This window comes from Mesorhizobium quangtriensis, from assembly GCF_040081925.1.
In the GTDB taxonomy this organism is placed as follows: domain Bacteria; phylum Pseudomonadota; class Alphaproteobacteria; order Rhizobiales; family Rhizobiaceae; genus Mesorhizobium_K; species Mesorhizobium_K quangtriensis.
Genome location: NZ_JBEBMF010000001.1, coordinates 1 through 19,104 on the forward strand (window position 1 = coordinate 1; position 19,104 = coordinate 19,104).

The window sequence follows — 19,104 nt, forward strand, 5'->3', positions numbered from 1 at the left end:
AGTCGGGTGCAGGGCCGACAACACCGCGCGGCGGCGCAAAGAAGCCTTCAGTCCGCGTCCATCCTCACGCTCCCCAGTGGCAGTCGCGCCATCGCCGACATCGGCCGCACATCGAAATCCCCATAGCCATCGACCGTGGCCCGCGGCTTCCTGCATGAGAGGCTTTCGTACGCCTGCCGGCACCCGAAACCCTTCGCCATGTCGGTCGTAGCAAACGAGAGCGCACGTTCCCGAAAGCGGACATGATCAGCGACTATCGAAAAATGACACTCTGCGGAAGCGGTTGACCGGCGGTGTTTCAACCTGCCGCCACGATCCAGCCTATCGAAAGCAGTCCGGTTGCCGCGGCCCAGCTGCCAAGGACTCGAACGACCACACGAAAGGCGAAGGCGGTGTTAGAGACGAGGAGCGAGGACACCAGGATCGTCATTGCCAGGACAACGGCAACGGAACCCATCAAGGCGACCCAATCGGCGTCGGCGGATCGAAGCTCCAAGCCGCTTTGAAGACCGAGCAAGCCGCCAAAAGCGGCCGCCGCGATAGTTGTCACTATGGTCGTCGTCTTCAGGTCGAGCGCGACGGATCCGCCTAGCACAATGAGCATGCTGGCATTGACGAGGGCGAAAGAAGCATCGACCCCAGAAAGGAAGCCGATTGCACCCGCAAGAAGCCATGCAGTCGGAGCGACGGCTACGAGTAGCCGGCTTGCTTCAGCCCCTTGCGATCCCACAAACAGGCACAAGGTTCCCAAGCCGATCAGGTCCATTGGAGTGAACAATAGGTGCAAGGCGCCGTCGTAGAATGGCCCCAGCCCGGAATTAACCAGGTGCGCCTGCGCCGGCGTGGCGGCGCAGAGCGTCAAAGCAAGCACAACGCCGGCGCTGCGACTCATGCAAACGCGCCGATCAGGAAATAGGTCCCGCCCAGCAGAACGCCGCCACCGAGAGCGCGCAGCAAGGTTCGGCCCATCGGCAGCCTGTCCACTGCTCCAACTCCGATTCCTATTGCGTGGAGGAGCCCCGTGGCGATGACAAAGCCGAGGCTGTAGAGCACCGCATCAGCGCCTGGGGAAAGTTCAGTCCCGTGCGCGTGGCCATGGAAAAGCGCGAAGATCATCACCAAAGGGATCGCGACCACAAGACTGAGCCGCATGTTCGTGACGATGAAAAGCCCAAGGACGATCGATGAAATGGCAATGCCAATCTCGACCCAAGGCAGCGGGATGCCGAGAAGGCCGAGCATGCCGCCTGCGGCCATCGCAACTGGAAAAGCTATCGGAAGAACCCAAAGCGCAGGAGGACCGAGGAGCGCCCCCCATAGACCCACGGCGATCATCGCCAGGATATGATCCCAGCCGCCTACAGGGTGACTCAATCCGGACAGGAAACCGCTGACGGCCTCGCCTTCCGTATGGGCGAAAGCCGTGCCTCCGAACGACAGACTTGCCAGACAAACTGCGCTGGCGACCATGAATCGGACTGAAATGAGTTTGATCACTCTTTTGGTCTCCGCTGCGCGCTAGAACATCATCAACGTTCGTTCGATCGTCCAGAATGCCCCAAGTGATCCGACGACGTATCCGGGCACATAAGGAACCCATGTCGGCAGATTGAACCGCAGGATGAGCAATGCGCGGTGGATCAGCAGGATGATCAGGACGAAGGCCAATTGCCCGATCTCTACTCCGATATTGAAGGCGAGCAGCGCCAGAGGAATGTCGCTGGCAGGCAACCCGACCGTCGTTAGCCCGCTTGCGAACCCGAAACCATGCAGAAGACCGAAGGCGAAAGCGACAACCCATGGGTTGCGTAGCGTGAAGCTGGTCTGACCTCGCCATAGCCGCACGACCTCGACCCCGAGAAAGAGAATTGAAAGGGCGATCGCGGCGTTGAGGGGAGCGGCCGGAACGGACGCATACCCGAGGGTAGCCAACGCCAGAGTTATGCTGTGGGCGACTGTGAAGGCGGTGATGGTCTTGATCAAGGAGCGCGTCGAGCGAACGATGATCATAAGACCGACGACGAAGAGGAGATGGTCGAACCCCATCAGGATGTGTTCAATGCCCAGCACCATGTAGGTTTTGCCAACCTGCCAAGTGTTCTGAGGTTCGGAAAGATCGATCCATGGCTGTGCCGGCTTAACAATCGATGTTACTTTGCGGCCATCGAGCCACGACACCCGTACGAGGACATCGGTGATTGTCGCCTGCAGGCCGACAAAATCGATGCGTTGACCCGCAAGATCATCGTCAGATTGAAGAACGCTTCGCTCGATGACGGAGTCGGATAATTCACGTTCCAATGGCCCGCTAACCAGGGCGATACCGTCGGAAAACTCGAGCAGGACGGGCAGCCGCATCCCGGACAGGATCGGCGTACGCCATACGAGATTGAACCGCTGTGGCGCAACCTGATCGACCTGCAAGTAGGCGGGCCTAATCTCGTGTGCGGACGCGCACATGGCGGTGGCCAAAAACGATGCCAAAAAGCCTAACAACAACAGGACGAGTCCACGCACTCCGACGGCGCAGATCATTGGGATTCGGACACCGAAGGAGCATTGGGGTTCGGGCTCCTCAGATCAGCAAGGTTGACACTGTCGAGCGGAACGACATTCACCTTGTATCGAGAGCGCATCTCGTCCAGGGCGGCGCGTTTCACTTCCTGGTAGCGAGCGTCGTGCCAAGCGGCACGAACGTCAGTTTCCACCTCTTCGAAGGCCGGGACGCGGCCGGCGTCCATTGCATCGATCCAGACGAGATGCCAGCCGTATCCCGATTGGATCGGACCGCGCCATCCGCCAGTTTCAAGCTGGAACAGTTCCGCTGCAAAGCCTGGGCCGAACTCTTTCAGTATCTGCTCGGGCGTGCTGTCTCTGTAGTAGCTGCGCAGGAGAAACGAGTCGGCCAGCGCGGCCACCTCCGGGGAGTCGGCCCGTTTACCGACAATGGCGCCAAGCGCAAATTCGGCATCGTCACGCGCCTGCGAGCCTCTCGTATCCGGAGAAAAATAGAGCTGCCGGAAACTTGCTCGCGGAGGAAGCGCAAATCGGTCAGAGTTCTCGGAGAACCACTTAACCAGTTCTGCCTTTTCGGGCTCCTTGAGGGCAGCTACATCAGCGGCGAGGAAATCCATCTTCTGCGCCACGCGACGCTTGATGATCTCGTCATTGCGATCGAGGCCGAACGCCATCCCCTCGCGGAACAAGATTTCCTCGGATATCTTTTGATCAATCAGGCTTTGCAATTGTTGCCTAGTCAGCGGCGCGCGCCCCTGCGCCAGCCAGGCGACGGCCATCTGACGTATGTCATCGGCGCCAATCTCGATTGTCTCTCTGTCTGCCGTCGCCGCTGGTTCATCGCTGAAGAGCGAGTAAGCAACGAACAGGATCGCACCCGCAACAATGAAGTGCACGAGAGGCTCGCCCAGAAAGTTGCGCAACCTTCCGCCACTCGCCTTCGCGATAGTAAGTTCTGTCATCTTCTTGGCAACAATGGCTGTCGCTCAATTTTGCTCGTTACTTCGCGATCGACACCACTTCGTAGTTTGCGTAGCCGAACTCATTGCTGCGAGCCGCCACGTATTTGTCGCCGGATCGGTAAACCGTCAGCTCGAACGGAGTGCCTTCGAGCGTCGTGACGATGTGTCCGTCCTTGATTTCGTAGCTTGCAGACGCACTGGAAACGCTGTGCATGACCTGTAGCAGATCTCCACCCTTCGCCGGAGCGCCATCGAGTTCGGTAATGATGCGCTGGCCGTCTACTCCGAACAAGACGTTCGACGTCTGGCCGGTCACGTTATTGCGAACCGTGAGGTTCTTACCGACGACGAGTTGCTTGAGATCGTCATCGCCGAGCGCGGCAGCTCCGGTTCTAAGCAATTCGGCGACCGTCAGACCGGACTCGGCCTTTGCTGCATCGGCTTCTGTCGGCGTGTACCAGATCGGGGTGCTCCATGCCCGCTCCTGGATCGTAGCCGGCGCGTTCCCGGGCGGAACAATGCCCAGCTTTTTCGCATCATATGTGCTCCATCGCGGCGTCGGTATCTGAAGAGCCCGTGCGTAGTAGAAAGCATGCTGGCTCGCGTCGAATTCAGGGTCGGTTCAGACGGCCTTCAGTTCGATGGCGCCAATGTCATTGGTATAGGTGGCATTTGTAATATCCACCGTGTTTCCAACAGCTGGAAGTTTTCCCGTGGCGGGATCGGGTCGACGTTCACCCGACCAGGCAACGTCGAATATCTTCTCGAATATCTGACCGTCCTTGGTCCATCCCTTTACGATCTGGATACGGTCCAGGTTTCCATCGACGGGATCCTTCATGGCCCAGACGATGAAGGATGGCGCCTTGCCTTCGGCCTGGCTCAAGTCGCCACCCATCGGCACTCCGCCCGCATAGGCGGTCTTTACCCAGTCGGATTTGGACAACATGCCCTTGTCGTAGTCCCATCCTCCGAAAAAGCGCAGCTTGAGGCGGACCCCGCTCGTTCCGAACACCTCACGCCGCTGCATCGCCGCGAAGATGGATTCGCGCGTATTTTCCTCTGCCCATACTCCGCCTAGACCCGACGTGCCTGTCTTCAAGACGTCCATGCCGGAAGCGATGACGCCGGAAAGCCGCACCTCGGGCGTCGGATCGACAAGCGCATGATCGCCGAAGTAGTCCGACTGCGAATATGCTGTTGCGGTGTTGTGGGAGTCGCCAGCACCGAGGACACCGAATTTGTAAGGGTTGTAGCCGCGAGTATCCTGCATCGCCAGGCCGTTCTGGTAGGCTTGGCGCGTATAGCTTCCGTCCAGCTTCGAGAAGCTGTTGTCGATACCGATCAGGTAGCTCATGATTTCGAAACCGGCGAACTCGTCGTTCGGCGAAAGGTCCGGATGGGTTTCGGAGGTGCCTTTGACCTGCTTGATTTCGGTCAGCGGCTCGTTCGTCATCCGCTGCTGAGCCCAGGCGGCGTCGATCGGATTGCCTTTGCTGTCTACTTCGATCGGAAACATGATGCCGTTTGACAGGTTCGCATTGTGCGATATGGCCAAGGCTTCGTTGCCTGCCTTCCTCTGGCCGTCCATCCAGTTCCACAAATCTTCGGGATGATCGGAATCGATCGCACTAAACGGAGCCTCGGGAACCTTCGCGCAATCCTTGAAAAACACGTTGCGGTGCATGTTCTGGCTTTGCGGCATCGAGGTCCACTCGTAGGAACAGAACGTCGTGAACTCGCCCGGCTTGTAGTATTTGTCGGCAATCTCGTTGTTCTGCTTCCAAACTGAGTTCATGATTGCCGGATCGAGCAATTCCTTGATCGGCTCGCTGTGAGCAATGCTGCCAGCCAACCACTGGAATATCTTTACGGCGGTGTTGTCCTTCGTAACCTTCAGTTTTTGGGCGACCGGGAGCTTGCTGAGCGGCGAATTGGGATCGTTAGCCAGACGTACAACACCGACGTATTCAGAGTGGTCCGTGACGCCCTGGAAATCGAGAGGCGTTTTGATCTGCACGTCATAGCCGGCCGGATGCTTGATCGGTTGCCCCATCGAATACTGATAGGCTTCCTCGGGACCAGTAACCGTATTGCCGAGGATATAGGCGTCGAGGGACCAACTGGTGTGCTGATGTGTCTGACCGAAATAGGCATTCCTCTCCTGCGCCTGCACGACTCCTAATGGGAGAGTCAGTGCCAACGCCAGCGTGCTGGTGCCCGCTACCAATGTCGAATTGAAATTCCTCAGCCTAGCCATGCTCTGATTCCTTCAGAAATACCGCGCGAAGGCGAGTTGGCTCGCCTGAATTTCCCTTGGGGAAGTTGCATCATCAATGATAGCTATGTCTATTGCAATCAGCTTGCCATTTGGCGCCAAATGAAGCTTCACCCAGGGCGAGACAGTCCGCGCGGAGCGCTCTCAAGGATTGGGCTGGAAACGAGACGGCGGTTCTCCTGTCCATCGCCTGAAGGCGCGGGTAAAATGCGCCGGATCGCTATAGCCGACTCTGTAGGCAATTTCTGTCACCGTAGACCTGCCTTCCGAGAGCAGTTGAAGCGCTTCGCTGCGACGCGTTTCGTCAAGCAATTCCTCAAAATCGATACCGCAAAATTTGAGGCGCCTCTGAAGGGTGCGCGCCGACATCCCCAATCTTTTGGCTATGGTTGCCAGCGTAAGATGTTGCTGCTCCGACAGCCCGTCTACAAGCATTCCCGCCACATCGACTGCTGACCGGAGCGCCTCTGTTACCTTTGATCCGTCCTTGATTTCGGAGCGAAGCGGCAAGGCGAGTAATTCATGATCGAATTCGATCATGTCATGCTCTCTTCCCATCTCAATGTTCGGGCCGAGACATTCCTCAAGAGCCTCCTCGCCTCGTGCTCTTGAGGCGCTGAGATGCACACGTATCGCGGACGGATCGCCGGCCATCAGCGGAACTTTGCGCAGCACCGCGAGACTGCCGAAGATGAACTGTCGAGGATCGATGTCGTGCCGACCTGAAAAGCGATAGATGATCCTGGCCTTCCGGCCTTCTGTGACCAGACGGACATCCGATCCCAGATGAAGCATGGAGACATTGGCGGCAGCCAGTTCGCAGGCATGCCCTAGGTCGACGGACCGCAGTATGGCCTGTCCCCACATACCAAGCGAGCGCAGTTCGGTCATTTGGCCGACATACACCCCGCCAAACGGTTCTCGCGTCGCGGCCACGACTTCGTTTGCTATGCTAAAACACGTCGCGCGAGGAAGATAAATATCCGGATCCCGAAAAAGGTTCGGAGCAATGCCAAGCCGCTGGAAAAATTCGATCGAGGAGATCCCCCGCTTCGCCAGATAGGGAGCAACCTGCAGAAAGCTTCTGATCTTGATCGAGGGCGCGGTGTCTAACATGAACTTGGCATCAAATGGCAAGACGTGGCTGGCACACAATAGCAATATGCGTTGAACTTGAAAGGCATTCAAAAAACCAAGGTCGAGATGCGCTCCGTGCTTTTCATCGCCCACCTTGCGGTTGCTGGCATGCTGCAACCGACCCTGGCTAGCGCTTGTGGGTTTGAAAGCCCGCAGGCCATCGCCCTTGGTTCGCTTAACATGAACTATCCCGATGCGGTCCATGTGCTCGCAGCGGTATGGCGCGCTGAGGATGCAGGCGTGTTAACGCCTCGGCGCGGCCAAACAACTACGACAGGAGCGCTGGCATTCTATCGCGCAGCCTCGGGAGTAAAAGCGCTCGGCGCCGATCTCGCTGGGTCACTCGCGACCCAGCCCGACACCGCGATGGCGATCGTGTTGGTGCCACAGGTGATGTGGACACGCTTTGAAATGGGTGTCGCCGGGCTTGTCATTCAAAGCCATGCGGAAGGACCATTGGACGGCGACCTCGTGATTGTAACCGAAGAGAAGGTCGTGAGGTCTCTCGTGGACGGGAAGCTGGGTCCGGCCTTTGCCGAACAATCAGGACTGCTGCGCTTCTATGGAAATGACAGAGACATCGAAAAGATGCGTGCCGCTTTGGCAAAGATCGGTGAGAAAAACTAGACGATCCCAACATGAAACGGGCGAGCCCCAGCGACCGTCACGGTCTTTAGAAGCCAGTTTCCTCTGGTCGAAGCACCAGGTGCGGCGGTGCCGAACAAGTCACCAGGTTTGACATTCTGCGGTCTCAAAAACTATCAACGGCGTGCGCCTGAGCTATCCCGTGAGCGTCGCTGCGAAGGTTTCCGGTACGATTGGCTGCTTCACCAAGTCGTCAGTCTTCTAAAGTGTCCGCAGAGTCTGGTTTTCGCCGATGCTCCATCAGAAGCTCACCGTCCGAAACCGGCCCCATTGCGGTCTTCGCCGAGTGCGTGTCCCGGTTCCGTACCTCAATACCCATCGTCCCTCCGTGCCCCAGCTGTGCAGCCTCGGCCCCACTACGTGGGCGCGCGCGTGACAAAAGCCGTCAGCAATCGACCCCTCCCCCCTAGCGCCACGGCCGGCTGCTGAGCTACGCAGCGGCGTCACCGCCACCACAGCGTCACGTTCGGTGACGGCGGTGACGTACGTGACGGCGGTTGGACTGGCAGCGCAGGCCGGCACAGGGGTAGGGGGAGGGTCTAAATTTGAACGACAAAAACGCGGCGCTCCCAGAACTCTTGTTGCCGGGGGCAGAACGACGGTTGCGCGCGGTAATCAGATCAATCGTGCGCGCCTATCCCGACAAAGTCGGCAGAACTGACGACGACCGCGTTGCGAGCGCGGTAGACATCCTATTTGGCAGGAAGCGGCGGCGCGGTGCGCCGGGAAGGAACCGCGACGAGATGCTCGCGATGATGGCGATGATGTATGCAATAGCGAAGGACTACCAAAACAAGGAGCCTTCCTTCGAATCGCTCGCAAAGTCAGTGATCGACATGCCGGGTGGAGCAGGCAAAGACCCAGAAGGTTCAATCGCCAGGGATTTGGCCAGGAAATTTAGGAAGCACGCTCCGGAGTTGCTGCGCCAGCATGCTTATGACGGAGCCGACAACTCGGACAAATTCTTTATGGACGTTGGGCAGGCGGCCACGTCGATCGCAGCCCTGGGAATCGCAGTGGATCGCGACGGTTTGCCGCCGGATTCAGACAAGGGAGATAATCCCGGTTTTTTCTCCGATGATCGAGCAGACTTTATGTGAATGATGGGCAGCCTTCTCAAACAGTGAGGAAGGCAATGCCTGAAAACATAAAACCTGTAGAATCACTCCTGACCATCGATAAGGCGGCAAAGGAACTTGGCGTCCACACTTGGGCACTGCGCCGCGCCGTGAAATCAGGAACGGTCCCAGCATATCGCCCTTTCAACGGGCGCGCCCTTGTCCGCATCTCTGAAGTGATCGCCGCCATCAACGCCTCGAAGATCGGAGGCAACAATGTCTGAAGACATATTTGGAGCCGAAGCGCAGAAGTTCTGGGACAAAGGCTTTCCGGTAGTTCCGGTTGAGGGCAAGGCGGCCATTCCATCTGGCTGGACGGGATTACTGGGAGGAATCCCCAGCGAGGCCAAACGAACGGAATGGCTCGAAAAACACCGAACCAAGAACATCGGCCTGTTGCTGGGGATGGGCCTAGCGGCTGACGAAATTCTTGTTGCCTTAGATATCGACGATGATCGGCTGGTGAAGTTGGTGCTTTGCCTTCTCGGGCTAACCCGTGCTGAGCGCAGAGCAACGACGTCGGGTAAGCGCGGCAAAAAGGGTGTTACGATCTTTGTTCGCACTCGAAAGTTGACCAAATCAACGACGATCAAAGGCGCCAGCGGACTAGGTAATATAGACTTCCTTGCTGCCGGAAAAATGACGGTCATGCCGCCGTCAATCCATCCGGAAACTGGAAAGCCTTATGAGGTGTATGGCTCGTCCATATTGGATGTCGATTTCGCGGACCTCCCGGAATTCACAGACCGGCAGATTGGTCTGTTGAAAGCAACCATTGGCTCAGAACATGCTGCAGTTATTCGTGGAGGGAAATCCACTCACGACGCCGGTCTCTCGCTGGTGGCGGTATTGGTCCGGGCTGGCGCGACCGACGACGAAATCACGAACACTTTCATCGGACTTCTACCGGAAGGCTATTCAGGCGATTCGTTGAAGGAGCTGCCAGAATGGATCAGGTCCGCTCGCGAAAAGGGCTTTGACGAAGACACTGGGGAAAAGGGCACGCTGACCCAGGCGCTCGTTACCGTTGCAACCGGCAGCGAGATGATCCTGTTTAACGACGGCGATGGAAACGCCTATGCCACGCTCCCTCATCTCGGCAAATCCGTTGCCGTTCGCTTGGGATCATCCGTGTTCAGCACGTGGCTGCGCCACCTTGCCCTGAAGGTTCTAGGCAAGCCAGCGAGCACAGGGCCGGTTAAGGAAGCCGTAGCGACTTTGGAGGCGTTCGCGTTGTTCGACGGGCCTACGCTTCCAGTCTACGCCAGAATTGCAGGAGATGAGGAGCAAGTCGTGGTCGACACGGGCCAAAAGGATGGCAGCGTCGTCGTCATCGACGGAATAGGCTGGAAAGTCGCGTCCGACGCAAACTACCACTTCGTGAGGGGAGCCGGTTTCGGAACTCTTGCGCTGCCGATCCACGGCGGGTCCCTTAGAGGGCTTCAGTCCTTCCTTGGTCTGGACGAACAGACCTACCACCTTTTGGTAGCCTTCCTCGTCAACGCCCTGAAGCCGCATGGACCATACTTTGTTCTCCTGGTAGAGGGCGAGCAGGGGTCGGGGAAGAGCTTCTTCTGCGAGGTAGTCAAGCGCATTATTGATCCCAACGTAGCCATGCGTCTCAGATTACCGGAGAAACCGCAGGATCTCATGATCCAGGCGAAGGAATACCGGCTGCCTAGTTTCGACAACGCATCGGGAATGAGCGCGGAGATGTCTGACGCGCTCTGTGCCTTGGCAACCGGCGGCGGTATTGCTGTCCGGAAACTCTACAGTGACGGCGAACTCTATGTGATGAGCTATTCGCGTCCATTCGTGATCAACGGGATCGGCGGCTACGCCAACCGGCCCGATCTCATGGAACGGGCGATACCAATCCAGTTGGCCTCCATGCCAGAGGGCACACGCAAGACCGAAGCGGAATTGCTCGTTGAATTTGAACGGATACTTCCGGGCATCCTGGGTGCGCTTTACGATGCAGTATCACACGCTTTGCGGACCTTTGATAAGATCGAGCCACCCCGCCATCTCCGTATGGCCGATGCAGCGCGGTGGATCAAAGCGGCCGAAGGCGGATTGGATGAAGAGCCAGGTGCAATCATCGATGCGATTGCCACGGCGCAAAACGCCTTCGTGGTCGATCGCGTCAACGACGACGCGCTCGTCATGATGATCCGTCGCATCGTCAAGCCTGTGGGCTTCCACGATTATATCGGCGAGCTTTACATCAAGATCATTGAACAGGATGACGCAAAGCATCACCGCAGCCTGCCGAAATCGTCTTCACATCTGGCGGCCCAACTTCGGCGTATGCGACCTGCCATGGCAAAGGCCGGCATCCAGGTGGAACTCATTGGTCGAGATCGTAAGGGAAGCAAGGTCAGCATCCGGTTTTCGGATCCTGAGCCTTCAAGACCCGGCTGACGTGACGGTGGTGACTGTGGTGACGGCGATTTAGGGCCGTCGCTCGCAGGCGCAGTAGGGGGAGGGGTACTCCTCCCCCTACCAGCCGCACTGCGGGCATGCGCCGCCAGCCACCGTCACTGCCACCACACCACCACTCTGCTGTCCGCGACTGCGATTGCTACCTCTACGAGGGAAGCATCCGAAATCCCCAAGGCCGCGTCGTTGCGGGCTTGGCGGCTTAGTCGGCTCAAAAGGTTGCATCTGTGGTTGCACTCGGGGGCTCACTGAGCCCGCTTGCGATTACTTGTGACTGTTACAAGGGCATGATTTAATTAGGATTTTTTGGTTTTGAGAGAGCACACGCCATGAAGAAGTTCAACGGAGTAAACATCACGCAGCGAGCGAGGCGGCGAAAGCTGAAAAGCGGCGCTTTGGTAGCTCGCGACCAGTGGTTTGCAAACTACAACGATCCGAAAACCGGGAAGCGCAGGATCATCGCTTTCGACCGCAAGAAGGACGCCGAGGCGTTTCGGAATGCTCTGTTGGTGAAGATCGCCGAGGGCAGCTACGTAGACGAGCGCAAGGCCCCGACAATTGCCAAAGCCATCGAGCACTGGCTTGAGGACCGGGAAGGCAAGGTCAAAGCCTCTACGCTAAAGGGCTACAAGGTCGTAACCCGAGGTGCGATCCGTGGTCCGTTGCTGATCGGAACCCGGCAGGAGCGCGCCGACTACACCGCGACCGGTGTTGTGCCGGCCGGTGCCCGGTTCCTGAACCTGTTGGGCGACGTGAAGCTCACCGAGCTCAACACCGCAATGATCCGGCAGTGGCACCGAACCGTCGTCGAGCAATGCGGCACTTACACGGGAACCCGTGCGAAGGCGTTGCTGAAGTCCATCCTGGCGTTGGCCGAGGAAGATTTCGGTATCCGCGCCCCGTCTATGCCGACCGGGCTGGCTCGGGCGCGCCACAAGGCCAAGAAGGCCATCCTGACGCCTGAGGACATCGCAAAGCTGGTCGCCGCCGCCAAGCAGGATCCCGAGAACGGCATCTACTACGCCTTCCCATTCCTGGCCGGGACGCGCCCGTCCGAGCAGTTGGGCCTGCTGTGGTCGGAGATCGATTTTGACCGGAACGTCATCCACATCCGGCGCATCCAGGAGCGGACCGGCGAGCTCACGGAAATGACGAAGACCGAAGCTGGCACCCGCGACATCCCAATGAGCGCCACCCTGCGCGAGATGCTGCTGTCATGGCGTCTCCGTTGCCCACGGAAGGATCGGGAACTGCATCGCGTATTCCCTGGCCCTGGCCGGCTTCAGGAATGGCCGAAGCCCCGTCTGGGTGGCGGTGGAGCCTTGCTGTACCAAAACTTTCGCAAAAGGTATTGGGAGCCGCCATTCAAACGCCTTGGCTTGGCCTACGTGACTCCGCACAGCGCGCGCCATTCCTTTATCTCGACCTTGCAGGCGGAAGGGATCGAGGTCGGTCTTGTCGCGCAGATTGCCGGCCACGCGAACCCGACTGTGACGCTCGGACATTACACCCAGGCCGTACGCGATGGGGCTGCTGCCGCCGAAGCGTTGGAGCGCGCCTACGGCCGCTAGGTCGATGCTGGTATGGGGCGCTACCGCTCGGCGCGCCGAGGTGCCCTCCCGTGGCGCGGGACCGTGCGCCCAGTGCTGCGGGTACGGCTGCCGGTGTGGTGGGCCGGCCTGCGCCGCACCCGTGCATGGGAGAAATTGTGCGAGGAGTCTCGGCATGTTTCCCTGTTCTGTTGGACAGGAGAATCCCATGCACATCCTTGTGCGAGACAAGCGAACCGGAGTCGAGGAATGGATTCCGCTTGAGCAGGCAGCCGCGCTGATGGGCCTTCCCGCCGACGAGATCGAATGGGCTTTGGAAGAATATGGAGAATGCGAGTCGACTAACCACATAGCGCTGCAACCCGAATAGGCGCTGCCACCAGCGCCACCTGCCACCGGGCTGCGGCGCGGCCGGCATGGCGATCGGAATACGCGCCATCGCGCCGCCCCGGCGCGTAGCGCCAACCTCCCCCCCTTCGCGCGGAGGACCCAAAGACGAATGCGTGGGTCCCCGGTTGGGCCTGGAACAAGGGGAAGTCCGTACCCCCGGACGCTGCGCCGCCCGCTTACTTCTTGGTAGCAGCTCTCCGTAAGCGCCGCTTCTCCAAGATTCTACTCTGCTCGGCCCTATAGCTCTGCCAGTTCTCGAAACTGTGCCCACCTGGACCATCCATGACCAGCGGCCCGCCATCCGGAGCCCGCGCCGTAAACATGTCGAACTGAGCCCAGAGCGCAGGCGCGTCTGGAACGGTTTCGTGGTTGCGCCACTGCACAAGCCAATCCGGCGGTGCGACCAAAACCTCGGTCTGGGCGTAGTCCTGTAAGTTGGGCACGGTTAGCTCGCCCTTTGCCGCCACCAGTCGTCCGAGGTCTTGCATTACCCTGCCGTAGTCGAGGCCAAAAATCTGGGCTTCCGGCGGAACACCGGCGGCACCGTTGAGCACAAGGATAATGGACAGGTCATCCTGATCGACAACACTCCCTTCCTTGCAGCGCTCAATGAGCTGCGTCACCAGCCAGTCCGCTTGAGCTTCCTTGATCGCCATGTGCGTTACTCGATCCTGTATTCGACAGATGATGGCTGCACCCGGATGACGCGCAATGTCTTGCCAGCAACGCTCGTCTTCTGCCCTGCGCCCAAGGTGAAGGTGATTGGGCGTTGCGTCGTTGCGTATTGCGACGAGCCGCGCGGGGGAACGTATCGATACGACGTGGATGTGGCCTGACCCGAAACTTGCGTATGGCCGACGACGCCAGTGACTTGCGTATTGGTCGTGGTGGGAACGATCAACGGCGTCTCGCTCATCGTCGTGGCATTGCTCACCACCTGCACGTCGGTACGCTCGAACACGGCTTGCCCACCCTGGCTGCCAACATAGCGAACAGTCGTGCCGCCCGCATTTGTCGTGCGACCGAACAGGTCGGCTTTGCCAAAGGCATTGGGCAGTGCCTCCCTGGATTGGAAGTTCATCACCACATCGCCAGGGCCGGCTGTCATCGTTGCGCCGCCGCTCGGCGTCACCAGCGATGTCTTCGTCTCGACCGGTGCACAGGCAGCAATTGCGAAAACCGGAGCAAGGAGTGCAAGGCGAATAGCGATTGGGCAGTTCATATCTTCCATCCCTTTGAAAAAGCGAAACTTCCCAAAAAAAAATTTCCGCGAAAATCGCTGTCAAGATTCTGCCAGCTTGCGCAGGCGCGGTGCGTGCTCGCCTCGGATCATCGGAAGGCGTTCGTCGTCGGCAATAAGGATTGCGGCCTTGCGGAGCTGCGAGACCGAAACCGGCTTTTGACCCTTCCAAGGCTCCTTGGGCAGGAACTCGCGGACGTAATGCTCTGGCCCGTTGTAGATCGCACGTCCGATGCCTGCGTCGAAATCCAGTTCGAGGACGAGCAGGTGGTCGGCCTGCGTTTCCGAATAGCTGAACGCAATCCTGTTTGTGGAAGGGCCTTTCGCCTTAACCTGTATCGTCTTGTTACCGTCTGCCGAGTACCCATCGAAACCTGCGTTAGAGCGGGCCTCGACCAGGATCATCCCATATTCCTCGACGGCGCAGGCCTCGCCGAAATCACCAACGAGATTGCCGTCGAACGAAAACTCCAGATGCACCCCCTTGCGACGATAGTGGTCGCGAACTGCAATCCTTGCCTCCGACAGCGGTCGCACTTCGGGAGGCAATCGGAATTCGCGATCATGCCGGCTCAATCGATCGCTCCCGGCAAAAAGGTCGCGCAACGACTAGCGGCACACTTTTACAGTCGCCGCCGATGTCCCTGATCGTCTTGGAATTCACGTGCCCCGGATCCTCCTGGGGCGAGCATGTCACAATACCCGAATTTGGGGTACTCCAAAATCGGGTTCTATTGAAGCGCTGGTCTCTGCACTGGCGCTTCCCTTGTCCTCACTTCGCTCCGACCTCTACCAGAGAATGATCGAGCTGCTTGTGCAGGCTCGAAAGGATGCCGGCATCACCCAAGCCGAATTGGGCAAGCGCATTGGCCAGCGGCAAACTTTCGTGTCGAAATTCGAAGTGGGCGAACGGCGACTCGACGTTGCAGAGTTCGTTGCTGTCGCCAAAGCGATCGGTGTCGACCCGAGTCACTTGATTGAGTTGGCTCAAGCTGCCGAGCCTTAGGAACCCAAAGGCGAACTTGCCACGCACGAACCGAATCCCGTTGCCGATTGCGCTCCCACGGTAACCACCGCTTCAGATTTTCATCCCACGAATCGGAAGCCGCACATTAGAAAAGTGAGAAAGTGAAAATTTTCACTTGATGCTTTCAACTGTTTCAACTACGAATGCAGCATCCAAACGGAGCATATCCCATGCAAGCCAATGCTTTTTCGTTCGCCAGCCGACTGCGCACGCTTCGTGAAAATAGGAGATTGTCGAAGACCGCGCTCGCTAAGCAGGTTGGTGTTAGCACCACGTGCGTATGGAACTGGGAGGAAGGCAATACCGAACCCCGGTCCGAAAATTTGGCGGCATTGGGCAAGGTTCTGAACGCTCCTGTTTCGTACCTTCAAAACGGGAGTGAATGGGACGGGGCTTCCTCGAAGGCCATGCGACCTCACGAAGGTGTAACGCTCGCTGAAGTGATAGCCGACGCCAAAATTCGCATCGCTCTACTCGCGGGGATTTCCCCCGAAAAAGTGAATGTTTCACTTGAGTATTAAAATTGACAGCATGACTCGTTCGCTTGGTTAAGCCTGAACCGTGTACATGATGTCGAGCACTATGACCCTCAATGGATTTGAGCAAGAGTTGGCCGCACTCATCGGTCGCCCCACCGATCTTCGGCCCTTTGTTTGCGAAGGCTCTCCACTGAGCTGTGACGTTTTCCTTGTTGGATTCAACCCCGCCACAACTATGGAAGCAGACTTCTGGGAGTTCTGGCGGCCTGATTATGGCTACGACAAAGTGGCGTGGTTTCAGCGCTATATTGAGGAACGAGCAGCCAAGCCACTCAAGCCCGGAAAGACTCGTAGGCTACCAATAAGCCCCACGCGCCGAAACATGGAGTGCTTTGTGGAAGGTGCAGTCGGCGCACGGGTACTTGAAACCAACATCTACGCGGCGGCCAGCGACGATATGAGAAGCTTGGACGTCGCTAGCCGCGAGATTGCGCCTTTCCGATTCCTCCTCGACGCTATTCGCCCGAAGGTGATCGTGGTGCACGGCAAGCCTGCCGTAGAAGCAATCCAACGGTTCGATACCCCCGCTAAAGTAATCGCCTCCGATCACCACTTTTCTCGCAAAACATCTAAGGAAGCGGCTCGTACCTATGGAGCAACCGCCGCGAAGGAGAGCAGGGAAGCGACCGCCTCACCTAGATAAGGCGGGCTTAGATGTTAGCTACCGCCTTGCGGAGTTGCCCGAGAAGCGACGCGAGTTTGGTCCCGTCACGTTTTAGCTCCGCTAATTTGGCTTCGGCCTCGGATTGGTCCATCGCCAGGATAGAGCGGTCAGGCTGACGTGCACGGATCGACAGCGTTCGAATGAGCAGAAGCCACCGGCCATTGTGCTCGATGGTCACCTTTACCGTCCCGTGACATATCAATGTGCGGAACGCCTCATGATTTTCGCGAAACCGTGAGAGATCCGTGAGGGCATGTCTGCCCACAGCTTCAAATGGACCGTCGGGCCCAATTGCCAAGGCTAAATCCTCGAATCTCTGACCAATGAGGTGACGAAGGCGCACGACTGTTTTACCTTCGTCGAGCGCGCTCAACACAAGCAGCGTCTCGGTCAGGGCCGTTTCGACCATCGAAAAGTGGTGCATACAGGCACCCCGCCAACAATTGACCTCGGAGAAGATCAGATTCCAGTCGATCGATTGCAGCGGCGTTGTTTCGGCGGGCGTAGCAGTCATCTGTTTTTGATAACATGGCTACGTTAAGCATCGGATAAGCGACCTTTAGCGGTACTGGCACGCACCCTAGCGACACATCGATTTCACGCCGCGTCGAATCCGTGAAATGGTGACCCGCTGGTAACCCGAACCTTTCGGCCGGTTTCCGAACTCCCCGATTTCGCCTGCCCGGAAAACACGAAAGCCGCGGAAGACCGCGGCTTTTCGATGTGGAGATATTTGGAGCGGGTGAAGCGATTCGAACGCTCGACCCCAACCTTGGCAAGGTTGTGCTCTACCCCTGAGCTACACCCGCTCGCGCGGCCCTGACAAGACATCGGGGCCGCAAGCCGCGCCTATATGACCGAAGAGACTTGTGAATGCAACAGGGAAAAATGAAGGTCGGTCGCGCTTCTGAAGAAGGTCGGCCGCGGGAGTGGAGTGGTCGCGTGATCTTGTGCCCGAAGCGCGTTTCGCCTTAAAGGGGCCACCATTCCCGGAGGGCCGGACTAGACATGCCGAAGACACCCGACGACCTGTTCGACTATCTGGACGCGCTTGGCATCAGGACGACGACCGTCCGTCACGCGCCGCTCTTCACGGTCGCCGACTCGCAGGCGCTGCGCGGTGAGATCCCCGGCGGGCACACGAAAAACCTGTTCCTCAAGGACAAGAAGGACAATTATTTCCTGGTGACGGTGGAAGAGGACGCGGAGGTCGACCTCAAGCAGATCCATCACGTCATAGGGGCCGCAAGCCGCGTTTCCTTCGGCCGGCCGGAAGCGCTGATGGACCTTCTCGGCGTCATTCCGGGCGCGGTGACCGCCTTTGGGCTGGTCAATGATGACAAGGGGCGGGTAAGGTTCGTCGTAGACGCGGCACTGATGGAGCACGGGATAATCAACGCGCACCCTCTGACCAACGAGGCCACGACTTCCATATCCGCCGGCGACCTGATGGCGTTCGTTCGGGCTACCGGACACGAGCCTGCCATCTTGAAAGTCTCGGCCTGATCGCCACATGCTGGTCCATCGCGGCCCGATACTCGGAAGATTGAGATGAGTGACAACGGAAATCCTTTCGGCGGCATCGGCGGCCAGTATTCGACCAGCGTGAGCTATGGGGCGACGGCGCCCGCAAATGGCGCAGCGCCATCCGCGCCGCTGGAGGTCAAGGACGTGACGACCGCGGGCTTTGCGGTCGACGTGATCCAGGAATCACGCAAGCTTCCGGTGCTGGTCGATTTCTGGGCTCCGTGGTGCGGACCCTGCAAGCAGTTGCAGCCGGCGCTCGAGCGTGTGGTTGCCGCCGCAAAAGGCGCGGTAAAGCTCGTCAAGATGAACATCGACGAGCACCCGGCAATTGCCGGCCAACTCGGCATCCAATCCATCCCCGCGGTTATAGCCTTCCATAACGGCCAGCCCGTCGACGGCTTCATGGGCGCTGTTCCGGAAAGCCAGATCCGCGATTTCATCGAAAAGCTGGTCGGCAAGGGTGGCGGCGCTCCGCAGATCGCGGAGGCGCTAGCAGCGGCTGGCGAAGCGCGCGAGGCAGGCGACCTGCAGACGGCGGCCGGGATTTTCGACGCCATCCTGCAGGAGCAGCCTGAAAGCCTCGATGCGCTCGCAGGTCTGGCGGACATCCTGTTCGAGGTGGGCGATGCCGCTGCGGCGGAAGAGACCCTCGCGCGCGTTCCGGCGGACAAGTTGGACGCCCCGGCTGTGGCGGCGGTGCGCGCCAGGATCGATCTGGCCAAGGAAGCCGCCAGTCTGGGAGACGCAGCCGCATTTGAGCGCAAGCTTGCTGAAAATCCGAGGGATCACCAGGCTCGCTTCGATCTCGCCATGGTCCTGAACGCCCAGGGCAAGCGGGATGAGGCTGCGGACAATCTGCTCGCCATCGTCAAGGCCGACCGGACCTGGAACGACGATGGCGCGCGGGCGCAACTGCTGAAGTTTTTCGAGGCATGGGGCATGACCGACGACGCGACGCTCGCAGCGCGCCGGAAGCTTTCGTCGGTTCTTTTCTCATAACGCCACCTATGGCGGCTTGAGAATGGGCGAAACAGGCCCAGATTAACCTGCGGGACAAGAGCGCCGAAG

At 58.6% G+C, this 19,104-nt stretch carries 21 protein-coding genes, 1 tRNA gene and 1 pseudogene; 11 read left to right on the top strand and 12 right to left on the bottom strand.

The genetic code is table 11. The features are described from left to right. Window positions 1-298: 298 nt before the first annotated feature. The 7 genes and pseudogenes from ABMA32_RS00005 to ABMA32_RS00035 form a co-directional block, all read right to left on the bottom strand. Window positions 299-892 carry a hypothetical protein gene (locus tag ABMA32_RS00005; protein WP_349011696.1) on the bottom strand — a complete coding sequence of 198 codons (594 nt, stop codon included), beginning with the start codon at window positions 890-892 and terminating at the stop codon, window positions 299-301. Further along, window positions 889-1,497, bottom strand: a complete 609-nt coding sequence (locus tag ABMA32_RS00010; protein WP_349011697.1) for a HupE/UreJ family protein — start codon at window positions 1,495-1,497, stop codon at window positions 889-891. Before ABMA32_RS00010 ends, ABMA32_RS00005 begins: the two co-directional genes overlap by 4 nt. Before the next feature lie 21 nt (window positions 1,498-1,518). Next, window positions 1,519-2,535 carry a HupE/UreJ family protein gene (locus tag ABMA32_RS00015; RefSeq protein ID WP_349011698.1) on the bottom strand — a complete coding sequence of 339 codons (1,017 nt, stop codon included), beginning with the start codon at window positions 2,533-2,535 and terminating at the stop codon, window positions 1,519-1,521. Beyond that, window positions 2,532-3,440: a peptidyl-prolyl cis-trans isomerase gene (locus ABMA32_RS00020; RefSeq protein WP_349011699.1), complete on the bottom strand. Its 909-nt coding sequence runs from the start codon at window positions 3,438-3,440 to the stop codon at window positions 2,532-2,534. Before ABMA32_RS00020 ends, ABMA32_RS00015 begins: the two co-directional genes overlap by 4 nt. A gap of 76 nt (window positions 3,441-3,516) precedes the next feature. After that, window positions 3,517-3,879, bottom strand: a complete 363-nt coding sequence (locus ABMA32_RS00025) for a hypothetical protein (protein WP_349013369.1) — start codon at window positions 3,877-3,879, stop codon at window positions 3,517-3,519. Between the two features lie 60 nt (window positions 3,880-3,939). Continuing rightward, window positions 3,940-5,739: pseudogene (locus ABMA32_RS00030) on the bottom strand (DUF3604 domain-containing protein); the annotation flags it as partial. Window positions 5,740-5,901: 162 nt separating this feature from the next. After that, window positions 5,902-6,987, bottom strand: coding sequence for a helix-turn-helix transcriptional regulator (locus ABMA32_RS00035; protein WP_349011700.1), 1,086 nt, complete (start codon window positions 6,985-6,987; stop codon window positions 5,902-5,904). Between ABMA32_RS00035 and ABMA32_RS00040 the strand changes: the two genes are divergently transcribed. The 6 genes from ABMA32_RS00040 (at window position 6,970) to ABMA32_RS00065 (ending at window position 13,019) form a co-directional block, all read left to right on the top strand. Then, window positions 6,970-7,521 carry a hypothetical protein gene (locus tag ABMA32_RS00040; RefSeq protein WP_349011701.1) on the top strand — a complete coding sequence of 184 codons (552 nt, stop codon included), beginning with the start codon at window positions 6,970-6,972 and terminating at the stop codon, window positions 7,519-7,521. The two genes, ABMA32_RS00035 and ABMA32_RS00040, sit on opposite strands and share 18 nt — an antisense overlap. A 563-nt stretch (window positions 7,522-8,084) precedes the next feature. Continuing rightward, a complete protein-coding gene (locus tag ABMA32_RS00045; RefSeq protein ID WP_349011702.1) occupies window positions 8,085-8,639 on the top strand; it encodes a hypothetical protein in 555 nt (184 codons plus the stop codon). Further along, window positions 8,636-8,881 carry a hypothetical protein gene (locus ABMA32_RS00050; RefSeq protein ID WP_349011703.1) on the top strand — a complete coding sequence of 82 codons (246 nt, stop codon included), beginning with the start codon at window positions 8,636-8,638 and terminating at the stop codon, window positions 8,879-8,881. Before ABMA32_RS00045 ends, ABMA32_RS00050 begins: the two co-directional genes overlap by 4 nt. Continuing rightward, window positions 8,874-11,081: a bifunctional DNA primase/polymerase gene (locus tag ABMA32_RS00055; RefSeq protein ID WP_349011704.1), complete on the top strand. Its 2,208-nt coding sequence runs from the start codon at window positions 8,874-8,876 to the stop codon at window positions 11,079-11,081. Before ABMA32_RS00050 ends, ABMA32_RS00055 begins: the two co-directional genes overlap by 8 nt. 527 nt (window positions 11,082-11,608) lie before the next feature. After that, window positions 11,609-12,670 (top strand): tyrosine-type recombinase/integrase, encoded by a 1,062-nt coding sequence (locus ABMA32_RS00060; RefSeq protein WP_349013275.1) that lies wholly within the window; start codon window positions 11,609-11,611, stop codon window positions 12,668-12,670. A gap of 187 nt (window positions 12,671-12,857) precedes the next feature. Continuing rightward, window positions 12,858-13,019 carry a hypothetical protein gene (locus ABMA32_RS00065; RefSeq protein WP_349011705.1) on the top strand — a complete coding sequence of 54 codons (162 nt, stop codon included), beginning with the start codon at window positions 12,858-12,860 and terminating at the stop codon, window positions 13,017-13,019. A gap of 196 nt (window positions 13,020-13,215) precedes the next feature. On the opposite strand, the gene ABMA32_RS00070 is transcribed toward ABMA32_RS00065, so the two are convergent. The 3 genes from ABMA32_RS00070 to ABMA32_RS00080 are packed head-to-tail and all read right to left on the bottom strand — an operon-like array spanning window position 13,216 to window position 14,855. After that, window positions 13,216-13,695, bottom strand: coding sequence for a hypothetical protein (locus ABMA32_RS00070; RefSeq protein ID WP_349011706.1), 480 nt, complete (start codon window positions 13,693-13,695; stop codon window positions 13,216-13,218). A 5-nt stretch (window positions 13,696-13,700) separates the two neighbouring features. After that, window positions 13,701-14,261 (bottom strand): hypothetical protein, encoded by a 561-nt coding sequence (locus ABMA32_RS00075; RefSeq protein ID WP_349011707.1) that lies wholly within the window; start codon window positions 14,259-14,261, stop codon window positions 13,701-13,703. 60 nt (window positions 14,262-14,321) lie between these two features. Next, window positions 14,322-14,855, bottom strand: coding sequence for a DUF6998 domain-containing protein (locus tag ABMA32_RS00080; RefSeq protein ID WP_349011708.1), 534 nt, complete (start codon window positions 14,853-14,855; stop codon window positions 14,322-14,324). Between the two features lie 223 nt (window positions 14,856-15,078). Here ABMA32_RS00080 and ABMA32_RS00085 point away from each other — a divergent pair, with 223 nt between their 5' ends. From ABMA32_RS00085 to ABMA32_RS00095, 3 genes are all read left to right on the top strand, one after another. Beyond that, on the top strand, window positions 15,079-15,285 hold the full coding sequence (locus tag ABMA32_RS00085; protein ID WP_349011709.1) for a helix-turn-helix domain-containing protein: 207 nt from the start codon (window positions 15,079-15,081) through the stop codon (window positions 15,283-15,285). A gap of 191 nt (window positions 15,286-15,476) precedes the next feature. Next, window positions 15,477-15,827, top strand: coding sequence for a helix-turn-helix domain-containing protein (locus ABMA32_RS00090; RefSeq protein ID WP_349011710.1), 351 nt, complete (start codon window positions 15,477-15,479; stop codon window positions 15,825-15,827). 46 nt (window positions 15,828-15,873) lie between these two features. Beyond that, window positions 15,874-16,488: a hypothetical protein gene (locus ABMA32_RS00095; protein WP_349011711.1), complete on the top strand. Its 615-nt coding sequence runs from the start codon at window positions 15,874-15,876 to the stop codon at window positions 16,486-16,488. Window positions 16,489-16,495: 7 nt separating this feature from the next. Here ABMA32_RS00095 and ABMA32_RS00100 read toward each other — a convergent pair whose 3' ends face one another. Further along, on the bottom strand, window positions 16,496-17,023 hold the full coding sequence (locus ABMA32_RS00100; protein WP_349011712.1) for a hypothetical protein: 528 nt from the start codon (window positions 17,021-17,023) through the stop codon (window positions 16,496-16,498). A 220-nt stretch (window positions 17,024-17,243) separates the two neighbouring features. Then, a tRNA-Gly gene (locus tag ABMA32_RS00105) sits at window positions 17,244-17,318 on the bottom strand. 199 nt (window positions 17,319-17,517) lie between these two features. Here ABMA32_RS00105 and ABMA32_RS00110 point away from each other — a divergent pair. Continuing rightward, window positions 17,518-18,015, top strand: a complete 498-nt coding sequence (locus tag ABMA32_RS00110; RefSeq protein ID WP_349011713.1) for a prolyl-tRNA synthetase associated domain-containing protein — start codon at window positions 17,518-17,520, stop codon at window positions 18,013-18,015. 45 nt (window positions 18,016-18,060) lie between these two features. Then, window positions 18,061-19,035 (top strand): thioredoxin, encoded by a 975-nt coding sequence (trxA, locus tag ABMA32_RS00115; protein WP_349011714.1) that lies wholly within the window; start codon window positions 18,061-18,063, stop codon window positions 19,033-19,035. The last annotated feature ends 69 nt before the right edge of the window (window positions 19,036-19,104 follow it).

Bases quoted from the DNA above. Each gene is read 5' to 3' on its own strand.
- ABMA32_RS00005 (WP_349011696.1), bottom strand. From the start codon at position 892: ATGAGTCGCAGCGCCGGCGTTGTGCTTGCTTTGACGCTCTGCGCCGCC.
- ABMA32_RS00015 (WP_349011698.1), bottom strand. From the start codon at position 2,535: ATGATCTGCGCCGTCGGAGTGCGTGGACTCGTCCTGTTGTTGTTAGGC.
- ABMA32_RS00055 (WP_349011704.1), top strand. From the start codon at position 8,874: ATGTCTGAAGACATATTTGGAGCCGAAGCGCAGAAGTTCTGGGACAAA.
- ABMA32_RS00065 (WP_349011705.1), top strand. From the start codon at position 12,858: ATGCACATCCTTGTGCGAGACAAGCGAACCGGAGTCGAGGAATGGATT.
- ABMA32_RS00070 (WP_349011706.1), bottom strand. From the start codon at position 13,695: ATGGCGATCAAGGAAGCTCAAGCGGACTGGCTGGTGACGCAGCTCATT.
- ABMA32_RS00075 (WP_349011707.1), bottom strand. From the start codon at position 14,261: ATGAACTGCCCAATCGCTATTCGCCTTGCACTCCTTGCTCCGGTTTTC.
- ABMA32_RS00085 (WP_349011709.1), top strand. From the start codon at position 15,079: ATGATCGAGCTGCTTGTGCAGGCTCGAAAGGATGCCGGCATCACCCAA.
- ABMA32_RS00090 (WP_349011710.1), top strand. From the start codon at position 15,477: ATGCAAGCCAATGCTTTTTCGTTCGCCAGCCGACTGCGCACGCTTCGT.
- ABMA32_RS00095 (WP_349011711.1), top strand. From the start codon at position 15,874: ATGATGTCGAGCACTATGACCCTCAATGGATTTGAGCAAGAGTTGGCC.
- ABMA32_RS00100 (WP_349011712.1), bottom strand. From the start codon at position 17,023: ATGACTGCTACGCCCGCCGAAACAACGCCGCTGCAATCGATCGACTGG.
- ABMA32_RS00110 (WP_349011713.1), top strand. From the start codon at position 17,518: ATGCCGAAGACACCCGACGACCTGTTCGACTATCTGGACGCGCTTGGC.
- trxA (WP_349011714.1), top strand. From the start codon at position 18,061: ATGAGTGACAACGGAAATCCTTTCGGCGGCATCGGCGGCCAGTATTCG.